Source organism: Streptomyces sp. NPDC089915, assembly GCF_040684675.1.
Classification (GTDB): domain Bacteria; phylum Actinomycetota; class Actinomycetes; order Streptomycetales; family Streptomycetaceae; genus Streptomyces.
In genome coordinates, this window is record NZ_JBFBGN010000166.1 from 1 (window position 1) to 13,211 (window position 13,211).

The window sequence follows — 13,211 nt, forward strand, 5'->3', positions numbered from 1 at the left end:
CCCCCCCCACGTGGGGGGGGGGGGGAAGCACCAACCCCACCCCCCGGCGGGGGGCCCCCGCCCCCGCCGCCCCCGCCCGCCCGGGGGGGCGGGGGGGGGGCGACGGGGGCGGCTCCCGGCCGCGGCCGCGCCGTCGGACCGCTGGGCTATCCTTCCGGCACCGCTCACCCAACCGTAGGGACCACCAGCGTTGACCGGCATGTCTGCTTTCCCCCTGCCCTTCGAAACCTCGCGTTCCATAGCGTTCGCACCACCCCGCACCCTGCGGGAACTCGAGATGATGGAGTGCAGCGCCCACATCCGGGCGAAGCAGGGGTGGTTCGAGAAGAGGGACGACGCCGGGATCGTCGCGCGGTGGACGCGTGAGGCCGTGGCACAGGGGCTCACCGAGGCGCAGGTACGGTACGTGCTCGCGGAACTCGCGCACTACGCGCGGCTGCGGGACGAGCGGACCGGCATCGAGGTGTCCGCCGTCGACGGGGTGTGGCAGTCGGACGCGCTGGTCGACGAAGAGCTCGCCGCCCGGCTGCGCGCGGCGGTCCGGGTCCTGGAAGACGTCCCCGAGGCCGAGCGGGACTGGCACCCGGGATCGGACGGCCAGGTCCTGGACCTCGTGCACCCCTCCCTGTTCTGCCTGGTGCGGGGCGTGAGCGCGGAGCCCGAGGGCGCCTGGCGGAACCCGACGGACGTGCACTCGAAGCACGAGTTCTCGGAGAGGTTCCAGTGGCTGCCCACGGACGTCGACGTCAGCGCGGAGGGTGACGCCGCCTTCCGCTCGTACGTCAACAACGTCCACCCCGAGACCCACCGCGAACTCGCCGCCGTCCTCCCGGACGTCTTCGCGCGCATGCTGCCGCTCTGGGAGAACGTGCTGACCGACCTGCGCCACCCCCGGCCGCGGCGGATCGAGCCCGACGCCCGCGGCTGGTACGACTCGGAGCCGGAGTACCCGGTCAGGTCGGACTTCAGCGACAACGGGGCCTACGGGGAAGCCCTCGACGCCTGGGGAGACGCCTACGAGGCCTGGCGGGACACCCGCAGCCCGATCGTCCCGGACGCGCCGGACTTCGCCGCGCCCGCGCTGCCCGACGCGGCCGACCGGGTCGGTCTGCGCGGCAGCCGCCTGCAGGTCATCGCCAAGCTCGCCACCATCCACCTCACCCCGGACCGGCCCGAGTACGCGGGCGGTTCCTGGCACGTCGAGGGCATGCTGAACGAGCGGATCGTCTCGACGGCCATCTACTACTGGGACAGCGAGAACGTCACCGAGAGCCGGCTGAGCTTCCGCGCGGCGCTCCACGACCCGGAGTACGAACAGAACGACGACGACGGGGTGCGCGAGGTCTACGGCCTGGAGAACGAGGACGCGCTCAGCCAGGTGCTCGGATCGGCGACGACGCCCGCAGGCCGCTGCCTGGCCTTCCCCAACGTCCTGCAGCACCGCGTCGGTTCGTTCCGCCTCGCGGACCCCGCCCGGCCGGGGCACCGCAAGATCCTGGCGTTCTTCCTGGTCGACCCGTCGGAGACGGTCGTCTCGACCTCCGACGTGCCGCCGCAGCAGCCGTGGGCCGAGACCTCCACGATGACGCTCGCGCAGGCCCGGGAGTACCGCGAACAGCTCATGCGGGAGCGCAAGTTCTTCGTGGCCGAGCACAACGATCAGCTCTACGAGCGGGAGTTCTCCCTCTGCGAGCACTGAGCGCCGCCGCCCGCCCGCCCTCGACGACCCCGGTCATCGAGGGCGGCCCCAGCCGGGCTCCCGTTCCAGCCGGCGGAGCAGGAAGGGCAGCCGCAGGCGCTGGTGGAGGCTCACGCACGCCATCACGAACCGCACCGGCCGGCCGTACGTGCGCTCGCGGACGTCCGCGTCCAGCCTGAGCAGGTCCTCCTCCGACCGGCTCTCGTACCCGGGCCGGATGACCCCGCGGTGGACCATGACCATGACGACCTTCGCCCTGCGGCGGTAGAAGCGGATCACGCTCTCGTCGTGTCCCAGCCTCAGCAGCAGGCGTGGCGCGTCCTTGTGGCCGAGCTCGGCGAGGAGCCGGGCCGACTTGACCCGTACGTAGGAACGGACGACCAGCTCGTGCGGGTTCGCGGCGGGCCGCCTGACGGGCCGCACGAGCTCCTTCAGGACGGGCTTGGCCCGCGGGTCGCCCAGCCGGGCCAGCGCATGCGCGGCGTTGACGCGGGACACGGGATCGAGGGCCTGGTCACGGGCCATGCCCGCGAGGATCCGCAGCGCGCGCCGGTCGCCCAGCCGGCCCCCCAGCAGACGGGCGGCGAGCGCGCGCCCGGTGCCGTCGAAGCCGGTGTCCCTCGCCAGCGACAGCAGCAGTTCACCCGCCCCCTCGTGCCCGAGCTGGGCGAGGGCGCCGGCCGCGTGGGCGCGGGCGATCGGGCCCGTCTCCTCGTCGTGCGCCATCTCCAGCAGCAGTTTGACGCCGCGCTCGTCGCCCCCCGCCGCGAGCCGCAACGCCGCCTGGATCCGGGCCAGCCCGTTGTACTGGCGCAGCGTCTTCAGGCCCACCGCGTTCGCGTGGGACCGGGCGAAGAAGGACGGCGCGGGGCCCACGGGGTTCGTGTCCTGGGCGATCCGCAGGAGGAGCTCCCGGGCCCCCTCCTCGTCGAGGTCGGCCAGGGCCACGGCGGCGTGCACCTCGTCGCGGAAGAGGTTCCGGCGGGTGGCCAGCTCGGCCAGGGACGAGGCCGCCCGCGCGGCGACCTCGGGCGGTATCCGTGTGCCCAGCCTGGCCTGCGCGGCGATGAACTCCAGGTCGGGCAGGCCCGCGTCGGCGGCGCCGGCCAGCCGCCGCAGGGCCCGGGAGGCGGTGGCGCCGGCGGCCGGGTCGTCCGGTGCCGCGTCGAGCAGGAAGCCGACGTACGAGGACCGCGCCGTCCTCAGCTCGGCCCGGGCCCGCCGGCGGCCCGGCCGAGCCGGGCGGCGGGTCCCCAAATGGCGCCGCAACTCCCGGCGGAGCAGCCGGGGTTCGGCGGCCACGGCCTGCGCGGCGAAGTAGTCGGCGAGCGTACGGTGCAGGAAGGTGAAGCCGGACTCGTCCTCGGTGAACAGGCCGCTGTGCCGCAGCAGGTCCGCGAGGAACCGCCCCCACGTCTCCTCGGGCACGGGGTCGGGGCGCGCGGCCTCGGGGAAGCCGAGCAGCACCGTGAGGGCGTCGGACGCGGGCCGGGGGCGGTGGTTCGAGGGCCGTTCCACCTGCCGGGCCGCCAGGCGGGTGACCAGTGCGAAGAACCGGTCGACCGTCTCCTGGGCGCGGCCCAGGACCGTGGGTCCGTAGCGTTCCAGGGCCTGGCGGGTCTGCTGGTGGATGCCCGACATCCCGGCGGCGTGGTGCCGGTCGGCGAGCGCCCCGACGAAACGCCGGTACAGGTCGCCGCGGTGGGCGGGCAGCGGCTCGTCGGGGGCGGCCGAGCCGAGGGCGCACAGGATGGCCGCCATCAGCGGAACCGTACCGAGCCCGGCGGCGGGCGGGGCCGCGGCCCGCTGCGCGAACCGGTCCGCGGCCTGCTCGGGCGCGGTGTGCCCGGTGGCGCGGAACCACTTGACGGCGAGGGAGCGCAGCTCCGGCGGGTCGAAGGGGCGCAGTTCGACCAGCGGGGTGTCCTCGCCGAGGATGCGGAGCTCGGACTCGGGCAGCGGCCGGGTGGCGACGACGAAGCGGAACGGGCCGGCCGGGGCGGCCGGCCCGGGGGCGGGGGCTGCGTGGGCCCCGGCCTCGGTCCCGGTTCGGTGGATGAAGCCGGCCAGGGTCTGGAGGGCCGCGCGCCGGGCTTCGGGCAGCAGGACCTCGTCCAGGCCGTCCACCATCACCAGCCACGGCACCCCCGGCTCCGCCTCCTCCCGGAAGACCTCGGGCCCGGGTCCTTCGAGCAGCCCGAAGCGGCTGAGGTCCCGGGTGACGGCGCGGGACAGGACCTGCGGCAAGGGCTCCTCCGACAACAGGTCGGTGGCGCGCAGCAGTACGGGTAACGCCTGCACGTCCGCGTCCACGTCCGCGGCCGCGTCCCCGTCGGTGAGGCGGCCGCGGGCGGCCGTGGCCAGGGCCATGCGCAGGAACGTCGACTTGCCGCCGCCCGGTCCCGCCGTCAGGACCGTCACCCCCGCCTCCCCTCCGCCGACGCGGCGCACCACCTCCTCGGCGGTCAGCTCCCCCGGCGGGACCAGGCCGCCGCCGAGGCCCAGCCCGGTGCCGAGGGCGCGTACGCGGGCCCGCTGGCCGAGGTGGATGTCGGCCAGCGGGGGAGCGCCGGAGCCGATGGTGCCGCCCACGTACGGGTGTTCCCGTGTCGAGGCCAGGGCCGCGCTCAGGTAGTCGTGCACCTGCTGCGCGTGCGCGTCGGCGGGGGAGAGCCCGGCCGGGCCGGCGGGAAGGCCGATCAGCTCGTGCAGGGTGGTGCGCTCGCGGTCGGTGAGGACCCCGTACCAGCGGTCCACGCGGCTGGCGGTCAGGGTCCCGGCGCCGTCGTCGGGCCGGTGCTCGCTGACCAGGCCGATCAGACAGCCCCCGCTCCACACCGCGGATCCGGACATGCCCTCCCACGGTGAAGGCGCGGGAGGGGATCCGGGACGCGGCGCGGGACCGGAACCGGGGCCGGCCCCGGGCGGGTCGACGATCAGCTCCAGCGTGCCCTCGCGGCGCCCGGACAGGGCCACCGCGCGGCCGTGGGCGTGGCGGCTGTCCCGGTACTCGAACGCGACCCCGTCCGGCCCCGCCTCGTGACGCAGCTTGAACCGGGGGAATCCCAACGCCTCGCAGGGCGCCGAGCGGCCGAGCCGCCCGTAGCGGACCGGCCCGGCCCGGTGCGGGGGCGCCCCGGGCCCGAGCGCGAGCACCGCGATGTCGAGCCGGCCGTGCAGGAACACCGTGCCGGCGTCGACGTCAGCGATGCCGCCCCGGTCGTCCACGAAGCGGACCCGGACCGTCTGGGCGTCGTCGACTACGTGGGCGGCGGTCAGGACGTGGCCGGGGCCGACCCGGTAACCGGAGCCGCGCCGGCCGTCCCCGTCCCGGAGCGTGGCGACGATCTGCACGGCCCGCCGCTCGTCCAGCCCCGCCGACGCGGGGAGCGAACGGCTACTGCTCAAGCGAGCCGGCCCGGCCGGACACGAAGGCGCTGGTCCTGACCCCGGCCACCTCGACCGTGGGCTGGAGGGAGAGCTTGACCCGCTGGACGGCGTTGCTCCGCACGGCCCCCTCGGCCCCGAGGTCCACGACCCAGAACCTGACCTTCCCCTTCCCGCCGGCGCTCTTCTCCAGCGCGAGCGACACCTCCAGCTCGATGGCCCCCAGCTCGAACTGCAGGTTCTTGCCCTGCGCCTCGGCGATGGACTGCTCCAGCTCCTCCCGCAGGTCCTGGATCACGGTCGACAGCTCGATCATGCGGAATCCCCCTCAACCCGATGCGGACACGCACGGCGCACACGGCGGAACCCGGCGACTGGACGAGCCCCGTCCCGTTCCCGTACGTGGCTGCCACCGTACTCAGCCCGGCGGGTTCTGTACGCGGGTTGGCCGAATCGCCCATGCGGGGCGGAGGGCGCGATCCTCGTCCGCCCCCGCTCGGTCCTCCTCCGTCCACGACAACCGGAACCGGTGGTGCGGGCCCTCGCGGGCGGAGGGGTGGTCGTGCTGAAATGTCCCGGCACAGTCCGTACGTACACGGCGATGGGGTGAACGTGATGCCTCCCGAGGGCGAGTACGACCCGAGTCCGGCGCAGTGGATCCGCGAACAGGTCGAGCTGTACGAGAGTTCGGGCGGCACGCGGGGTACGACGCTCTGGGACACGGGACTGCCCGTCGTCATCGTCACGATGCGCGGCGCGCGGAGCGGCAGGATCCGGAAGATCCCGCTGATGCGCGTGGAGCACGAGGGGTGCTACGCGGCGGTCGCCTCGAAGGGCGGGTTCCCGAGCCACCCGGACTGGTACTTCAACCTCAGGGCCCTGCCGCGGGTGGAGCTCCAGGACGGGCCGCGGCGACAGCGGATGACGGCCCGCGAGCTGGCCGGGGACGAGAGGGCCCGGTGGTGGCGGCGCGCGGTCGCGGCGTATCCGCCGTACGCCGAGTACCAGGCGAAGACCGACCGGGTGATCCCGGTCTTCGTCCTCGAACCCGGGGACCCGGGCGGGGCCGGTTCGGCCGGGGTCAGTTCTCGGCCAGGACGATGACGTGGTCGGCCTCGCCGAGGACGAGCGGCTCCGACCTGGGGGGATTGAGGTGGACGCCGTAGCGCGGGGCCCGGTCGCCGTGGCCGGCGATGCGGTAGCCGATGGCGGTCTCGCCCCGTCGCCGGGCGGCCTCCAGGACGGTGGCGAAGTTCGCCTCGGTGCCTGAACGCAGGTAGTCGCCGGCGGGTTTGAGGTAGATCTCGGAGCCCGCCGGGTCGAACAGGTCCGCCAGGACCTCGTACAGGGCCCCGTTCTCGGCGAGCTGGGTCAGGAGGAGGCAGATCAGCTTGGTGCTGACGATGAAGTCGTCGGCCTTGGTGACCTGGGCCACCTCCCGGTTGGCGTCGTCGTTCATCTCCGTGACGATCGAGTAGGGGTCGCCCAGCCCCACTTCGATGTCGCGCAGGTGCAGCAGGGTGACCAGGGTCCGGTCGTCGGCGAGGTCGGGGCCGACGCTCTCGTCCGAGAGGACGATGATGTGCTGGTAGCCGCCGAGGTCCAGGGATTCGAGGGAGCGCCGGCTGGTCGGCTCGCAGACCTTGTGGCCCACGGTGAGGTGGTCGCGGCCGGTCTCCACGGCCTCGTCCGGGCGTGAGGGCGAGGCGATGTCGATGACCGATCCGGGCCGGACCAGCTGGTCGAGCAGGGTGATGATCTTCGGTGCGCGTGAGTTCCATCCGATCATCAGGGTGCGGTCCGGAACGGCCGCCCTGCCGGGGGACGACACCAGGGCCGAGGAATGGACTTCGGCCTCGTCCTCCGTGAGCCGGATGAGCAGGTCGTCCTCGGCGATGACGATGACGTCGTCCTCGGCGCCGATGACGGTGTCCATGGCGGGATTGACCTGGGCGCGGCCGTCGCCCCGGTGGATGCCGATGGGGACGCCGAGTTCGTACCGGCTGAGCGCCTCGCCGAACGTGGCCCCCGTCAGGGCGGGCTCACGCCGTATGTAGATCTCGTTGCCGAAGAAGCTGAGCAGTTCGTCGCAGACGGTGGAGAGGCCGGTCTGCCGGTGGGACTGCACGACGAGCCGCACGGCGAAGTCGTCGGCGTCGATGACCAGGGCGCTGCCGCCCGCCGCGAGGCGGGCCACGGCCAGGTTGTCGGAGTCGTGGACGGCCGCCACGACGTGCGGCCGGGTGCCGCTCCAGGCCCGGTTGTTGAGCAGGAGCAGCGTCTTGATGACGTTGGTGTCGCGGTCGTCGCCCGTCGGCGGCACCACCATGACCGACTTCGCGGTGTCCGGGCTGACCAGCTCCAGGTCCTCACGCTTGAGCGGGCTGCCCGAGCGGCAGATGACGCGCGTGTGACCGGTGTCGGGCACGCGCATCCGGATCTGCTCCTCCATCTCGACCTTGTCCCGGTCGGCGAGGATGACCACGCAGGACCTGCGCTCGCTCTGGTTGGCCTCGACCAGTTCGGCGACCACCGTGAAGACCTGTTCCGACCAGCCCAGCAGGATGGTGTGGCCCCGTTCGATGATCCGCGAACGTCCCTTGCGCAGCCGCTGGAGCCGGGCCTCCAGGCCGGTCGTCAGCACACCGATGAGCGCGCTGACGATGAAGATGCCGCCGAGGGTGACGGACAGCATCAGCGCCAGGAAGACCGGCCCGCCGGAGTCCCCGCCCATGGTTCCCGGGTCGAGCGTGCGCAGCAGGCTCATCCAGGCCACGCCCGCCCAGCCGCCGTTCGCCTCCGTGTCCCCGTCGGTGAGCAGCACCACCAGGGTGGTGACCACCGTGATCAGCGCGGCCGACGCGAGCGCCAGCCAGGCCATCAGGGCGGACACCCCCCGGTCCATCGTGCCGTCGAACCAATAGCGCAGCCGGTCCCACACCCTCGCAAGCCCCCCGTGTCGACTGGTCCGTCTCGCGCACGGACGGAGTGGATCATCCCACGGGGGAGCCGGGGAGCAGCGAAGTCACGCCACCGCGCGCGGAGTCGCCCGTCAGGAGCGCGACGAGGTCGGCGCGCGCCCGGGCCACGCGGGAGCGGACGGTGCCGATCGGGCAGCCGGCGGCCGCGGCCGCCTCCGCGTAGCCCAGGCCGAGGAGCTGGGTGAGGACGAAGGCCTCCCGGCGCTCGGCCGGGATGAGCGCCAGGAGTTCGGCCAGGGCGACGCCGTCCTCGAACCCGGGGACGCCGCGCGGCTGTGCCCGCTCGGCCGCGGTCTGCCAGTCCTGCCGGTCCGACAGGCGGGGGCGGGCCGCGGCGTGGCGGAGGCTGTCGACGACGGTGCGGCGGGCGATCGACAACAGCCAGGTGCGGGCCGAGGACCGGCCCTCGAAGCGGGGGAGTGCCACGATCGCGCGCAGGAAGACCTCCTGGGTGAGGTCGTCGGCCGCCTGCGGGTCGGCGCTGAGGTACGCCACGTAGCGCCACACGTCGCGGTGGAGCGCGCGGACGAAGCGGTCGGCCTTGGCCGGGTCGCCGTCGCGGGCCTCCAGGGCCAGCCGGGTCACGTCCGCCTCGGCGCCCGGGGCGGGCGGCCGCCTCGTGGCGCCGGAGGTGGGGAGCTGCTTGGTCAGGGCAGGGGTCATCGCCGAAGGTCCTCAAGTGATAAGGGGGTTCGGCTCCGCGTCGCACGTCGGAGCCGGTGAAGGGGTACGGCCTGCCGGAGGGCATGGCCGATGCCCGAGGCGCGACGGCGGGTGGTGCGCGCCGTCAGCGTCCGCTCGGGGAGCCGGCTGTCACAGGACAGCGGTTCCCGTCGGAGGACCCCTTGAGGTGATGGCGTGGACGAGGAACAGCCGGCGCAGGACCTGCCGCTCCCGGATCCGGCGCAGGCGCAGGCGCGGCCGGTGCGGGACGGGCGGGAGCGGGCCGAACAGCACGCGCAGGGGCGCCCGGAGCCATCCCGCGACGGCGCGCAGGAGACGGAAGGCGGCCCGCTCGGCGTAGGCGAGCCAGAGGCCGCACAGTACGGCGGCCAGGAGGTGTGCGGCCGACATCCCCGACATCCCCCAAGGGGACATGCCCGCCATGTCATGGCCGGCGGAGGACATCGTCAGGCCGGCCATGTCGGCCATGTCGGCCATGTCCGCGGCCGACGCCATGGGCATGCCGTTCATGGGCATGCCGGCCATCGCCCCGTCCACGGGCAGGGCGGCGTGCGTGTGCGTGTGCATGCCGTGCGCGGAAGGAGCGGCGGCGCCGACGGCCGACTGGGCCAGGGTGAACCCGGTATGGAGCACGGCCTGCACCGCCACCGTCGCCGTGGTGACGGCCGGCAGCCCGCGCTCGCGGTCCGCCGTGGCCCAGGCGGCCGCCGAAGTCGCCGCGAGGGCGGCCAGGGCGGCCCACCACGGCACGTGCCGGCCCGACATGAGGACGTGGCCCGTCGTCGCGAGCAGCACGCAGACGACTGCGAACATCGCAGCCCGTGCGGCTCGTGAACAGTGGCCTGGCTTCATGGCGGGTTCATCCTCGCACCGACGCCCCGGAGCGGGCAGGGGGGTGGGGCGGTTCCTGACGGGTCCTCAACCCGTCGCCGACGCGGCCGTTACCGGGGGCTGTGGCGCACGACACAGCGGGGCGGGGGAACCCGGGAACCGCACCACCCGACGGCCTTCCCGGCCGGCCGATGCGCGCCGCCACCCCGAAGAGCCACAGCGAAGGAACGGGAACGCCGAATGAACCGACGGGACTTACTCCGCGCCTCGACCGCGATCGGCGCCACCGGCATGGGCCTCGCGGGAACCGCCCTGGCCGCCGCACCGGCGGCAGCGGCGGCCACCGCCGCCGCGCCCGGGTCCGCCCCGGCAGGGGACGGGAGTCCGCTGCGCGTCCACGTCGTCATGTTCGACGGGGTCGAGGAGCTCGACTTCGCCGCCCCGTACGAGGTCTTCTCCGCCGCCCGCTTCTTCACCGGCCGGCCCGTCGAGGTCCGCTACGTCACCGCGTCCCGGCCCGGGACCGTCCAGGCCTCGTACGGCACCCGGATCCGGGTCGACCACGGCTGGGCGCCGGACGAGGCCGACGTTATCGTCGTACCGGGCGGCGGGTACGCCCGCCGTGAGGACCCGGGCGTCTGGGCCGAGATCCGGCGCGGCACGCTCGTCAGCGCCCTGCGCGAGGCACCCCGTCCGGGGCTGACCGTCAGCGCGCTCTGCACCGGGGTCATGCTGCTGTCCGCCGCCGGACTGACCCGGGGACGCCCCTGCACCACGCACCACAAGGCACGCCCCGACCTCGAAGCCCAGGGGGGCCTGCCGAAGAACGCGCGCGTCGTGGACGACGGAGACCTCGTCACCGCCGGCGGCATCACCTCGGGCCTCGAACTCGCCCTGTGGCTCGTACGCCGTGAACTGGGCGCGGACACGGCGACGAACATCGAGGCGATGCTGGAGTACGAGGCCCGGGGCACGGTGTGGTCCCGCTGAGCCGTGCCGCGTCGACCGTGATCTCCGCACGGAGTGCGCAGGTCAGGGCCGGTGGGGGCCTGGGTTCGGGGGGCCGGCGCCGGTCGGCTGCCCTGCCGTAGCCGCGCGGCCGGGGAGGCCGCTGGGGGAGGGAAGCATGGAGAACGACCTGGCCGTCCGGCCGTCCGAGGGACAGCTGTGTCCCGACTGCGGGCACTCGCTCGTCGCCGCCGACGAGCGGTTTCCCCGCTGGTGCGCGGACTGCGACTGGAACGTGGACCCGACTCCCCCGGACGCCGAGCCCGGCCGGCTCGCCGCGGCCCGCCGCCGGCTGGCTCGGCGGCACGGCGAGGAGCTCGCGGCCGCCATGGCCGGCGGAGCGGCGAACCGCCCTCGGCGTGACGCCGCCTCGCTCCTCGCCCTCGGGCTCGCCCTGCTGGTGCACGGGGTCACGCTGGTCCTGGCGGTGGCGGGGCTGCTGCTGATCGTGCTCGGGTGGGAGACGGTGGTCCAGCCGGTCGGCGGTGCGGTGCTGCTCGTGGCGGCGTTCGTGCTGCGGCCCCGGATGCGGCGGATCCCGCAGGGCGGGCCCGTGCTGTACCGGGCCGACGCGCCCCGGCTGTTCGAGCTGATCGACGACGTGGCCGCCGTGACCGGCACCGCCGGGGTGCACGCCGTGGTGGTCGGCGGCGACGTCAACGCCGCGGTGACGGCGTACGGATGGCGCCGGCGCCGCGTGCTGCTCCTGGGCCTCGGACTGTGGGAGGTCCTGGGCCCGCAGGAACGCGTCGCCCTGCTGGGCCACGAGCTCGGCCACTTCGCCCACGGCGACGTCCGGCACGGGGTGCTCATCGGCCAGGCGCTGCGCTCCCTGTACCTGTGGGTGGACACGCTGGCCCCCTCCCGGGGGACCACCGTGTGGGACACGCTGTTCAACGTCCTGGCCTACCTGCCGCGCTGCGCGGCCTACGGGCTCCTGGCCCTGCTCGACCACCTGACGCTGCGCGCCACCCAGCGCGCGGAGTACGAGGCCGACCTGAACGCGGCGCGGGCGGGTTCGACCGGCGGCGCGGTGGGGCTGCTGGAACGGCTCCTCGTCGGCCGCTCCGTGGACACGCTGCTGCGCCGGGAGGCCGTGACCGCCCAGATGACGGGCGGGGCTGCCGGGCGCAAGATCCGGGAGGCGGCCGAGCGGGGGCTGTGGGAGCGGATCGCGGCCCACGTGGCGTCCATCCCGGCCCACGAGCACGAGCGGCTGCTCCGCGTCTCCGCACGGCGCGGGCACGGTGTGGACGACACCCACCCGCCGACCCACCTGCGCCTTCAGTGCGTGGCACGGACCGAGCCGCGGCAGGCCCTGGTCGACTTCGGCGAGGAGCGGTCCGCGGCGGTCGCCGCGGAGCTCGACCCGGCCCGCGCGGCGGTGGCCCGGCAGGTCCTCGGCGCGGTGTGCTGACGCGGCGGGGCGGCCCGTCGGAGAAGGCCGTCCGCCGCCGTGGGCGGGCTACAGGGTGGTGGCGCGGCCCGGCCCCGGTCCGGCCGCCGTGTTCACGCCGGATTCACCTCCCGCCGCGATCCTGGGCGCATGGCCCTCAGTAGACGAGCACTACTGGCACAGGCAGCCGCTTCGGCCACCGCCGTAGCCGCCCCTTCCCCCTCACCCGCCGCCGGCGCGGCCGCGGAATCCGAGCCGTCCGCGACCACGGTCACCCTGCGCGGCACGATCCCGCCCGGCGCGCCGGACTTCGTCTACGTGCCCGTGGACGTTCCGCCGGGCGTCAGCGAGTTGCGCGTCTCCTACCGCTACGACAGGCCGCCCACCGCGCCGGGAACTCCCGGCAACGCCCTCGACATCGGCCTGTTCGACCAGCACGGCACCGCGCTCGGCGGCCGCGGGTTCCGCGGCTGGTCGGGCGGGGCCCGCGGCGAGTTCTTCCTCCGCACCGACGAGGCCACCCCCGGCTACCTGCCGGGACCGCTGGAGCCCGGCCGCTGGCAGATAGCCCTCGGCCCGTACACCGTCGCCCCGCAGGGGATGTCCTACGAGATCACCGTCGCCCTCACCCACGGCACACCGGCGCCCCCCGTCCCCGCCGCCTACCCGCCCCGGCGCATCCCCGGACGGGGCAGGGCCTGGTACCGGGGGGACTGCCACATCCACTCCGTGCACTCCGACGGCCGCCGCACCCCGGCCGAGATCATCGGCCTCGCGCGCGCCGCCGGGCTGGACTTCATCAACACCTCCGACCACAACACCCACAGCTCCCACACCGCCTGGGCCGGCGCGGCCGAGGCCGGTCTGCTCGTCCTCACCGGCGAGGAGATCACCACGCGCACCGGACACGTCCTCGCCGTGGGCACCGACCCCGGCACCTTCATAGACTGGCGCTACCGGGCCCGCGACGACCGCTTCGGGCGCTTCGCCCGCGCCGTCCGGCGGGCGGGCGGCCTCGTCGTCCCCGCCCACCCGCACGCCACCTGCATCGGCTGCGCCTGGAAGTTCGGCTTCGGCGAGGCCGACGCCGTCGAGGTGTGGAACGGCCCCTGGACCGCCGACGACGAGGTGGCCCTGGCCTCCTGGGACGCCACGCTCTCGGGCGCGGGCGGCGACCGCCGGCTGCCGGCCCTCGCGCACAGCGACTACCACCGCGACCCGGACC

Annotated in this window: 10 protein-coding genes; 5 read left to right on the forward strand and 5 right to left on the reverse strand. The window is 74.7% G+C overall.

Annotated features, from left to right (window positions below):
- Window positions 1–190 precede the first annotated feature (190 nt).
- On the forward strand, window positions 191–1,699 hold the full coding sequence (locus tag AB0O29_RS30935; RefSeq protein ID WP_365158175.1) for a DUF4246 domain-containing protein: 1,509 nt from the start codon (window positions 191–193) through the stop codon (window positions 1,697–1,699).
- A 33-nt stretch (window positions 1,700–1,732) separates the two neighbouring features.
- On the opposite strand, the gene AB0O29_RS30940 is transcribed toward AB0O29_RS30935, so the two are convergent.
- Window positions 1,733–5,107, reverse strand: coding sequence for a HEAT repeat domain-containing protein (locus AB0O29_RS30940; RefSeq protein WP_365158178.1), 3,375 nt, complete (start codon window positions 5,105–5,107; stop codon window positions 1,733–1,735).
- On the reverse strand, window positions 5,097–5,402 hold the full coding sequence (locus AB0O29_RS30945) for a trypco2 family protein (protein WP_365158181.1): 306 nt from the start codon (window positions 5,400–5,402) through the stop codon (window positions 5,097–5,099). Before AB0O29_RS30945 ends, AB0O29_RS30940 begins: the two co-directional genes overlap by 11 nt.
- A 299-nt stretch (window positions 5,403–5,701) precedes the next feature.
- Between AB0O29_RS30945 and AB0O29_RS30950 the strand changes: the two genes are divergently transcribed.
- A complete protein-coding gene (locus tag AB0O29_RS30950) occupies window positions 5,702–6,190 on the forward strand; it encodes a nitroreductase family deazaflavin-dependent oxidoreductase (protein WP_365158201.1) in 489 nt (162 codons plus the stop codon).
- Here AB0O29_RS30950 and AB0O29_RS30955 read toward each other — a convergent pair.
- The 3 genes from AB0O29_RS30955 to AB0O29_RS30965 form a co-directional block, all read right to left on the reverse strand.
- Complete coding sequence (locus AB0O29_RS30955; protein WP_365158184.1) at window positions 6,168–8,027, reverse strand: potassium transporter TrkA; 1,860 nt, start codon at window positions 8,025–8,027, stop codon at window positions 6,168–6,170. The genes AB0O29_RS30950 and AB0O29_RS30955 overlap by 23 nt on opposite strands.
- Window positions 8,028–8,079: 52 nt before the next feature.
- Window positions 8,080–8,730 (reverse strand): sigma-70 family RNA polymerase sigma factor, encoded by a 651-nt coding sequence (locus AB0O29_RS30960; RefSeq protein WP_365158187.1) that lies wholly within the window; start codon window positions 8,728–8,730, stop codon window positions 8,080–8,082.
- Between the two features lie 150 nt (window positions 8,731–8,880).
- Window positions 8,881–9,564, reverse strand: coding sequence for a hypothetical protein (locus AB0O29_RS30965; RefSeq protein ID WP_365158190.1), 684 nt, complete (start codon window positions 9,562–9,564; stop codon window positions 8,881–8,883).
- A 258-nt stretch (window positions 9,565–9,822) separates the two neighbouring features.
- Between AB0O29_RS30965 and AB0O29_RS30970 the strand changes: the two genes are divergently transcribed.
- The 3 genes from AB0O29_RS30970 to AB0O29_RS30980 form a co-directional block, all read left to right on the forward strand.
- Entirely contained in the window at window positions 9,823–10,572 is a 750-nt protein-coding gene (locus AB0O29_RS30970; RefSeq protein ID WP_365158192.1) for a DJ-1/PfpI family protein, read from the forward strand.
- A 136-nt stretch (window positions 10,573–10,708) separates the two neighbouring features.
- On the forward strand, window positions 10,709–12,007 hold the full coding sequence (locus AB0O29_RS30975) for a M48 family metalloprotease (protein ID WP_365158195.1): 1,299 nt from the start codon (window positions 10,709–10,711) through the stop codon (window positions 12,005–12,007).
- 129 nt (window positions 12,008–12,136) lie between these two features.
- Window positions 12,137–13,211, forward strand: a 1,075-nt coding sequence (locus AB0O29_RS30980) for a CehA/McbA family metallohydrolase (protein WP_365158198.1), incomplete at its 3' end; no start/stop codon positions are given.

Excerpts from the sequence above, each read along its gene's own strand:
- AB0O29_RS30950 (WP_365158201.1), top strand. The coding sequence starts at position 5,702 with ATGCCTCCCGAGGGCGAGTACGACCCGAGTCCGGCGCAGTGGATCCGC.
- AB0O29_RS30970 (WP_365158192.1), top strand. The coding sequence starts at position 9,823 with ATGAACCGACGGGACTTACTCCGCGCCTCGACCGCGATCGGCGCCACC.
- AB0O29_RS30975 (WP_365158195.1), top strand. The coding sequence starts at position 10,709 with ATGGAGAACGACCTGGCCGTCCGGCCGTCCGAGGGACAGCTGTGTCCC.
- AB0O29_RS30945 (WP_365158181.1), bottom strand. The coding sequence starts at position 5,402 with ATGATCGAGCTGTCGACCGTGATCCAGGACCTGCGGGAGGAGCTGGAG.
- AB0O29_RS30960 (WP_365158187.1), bottom strand. The coding sequence starts at position 8,730 with ATGACCCCTGCCCTGACCAAGCAGCTCCCCACCTCCGGCGCCACGAGG.
- AB0O29_RS30965 (WP_365158190.1), bottom strand. The coding sequence starts at position 9,564 with ATGTTCGCAGTCGTCTGCGTGCTGCTCGCGACGACGGGCCACGTCCTC.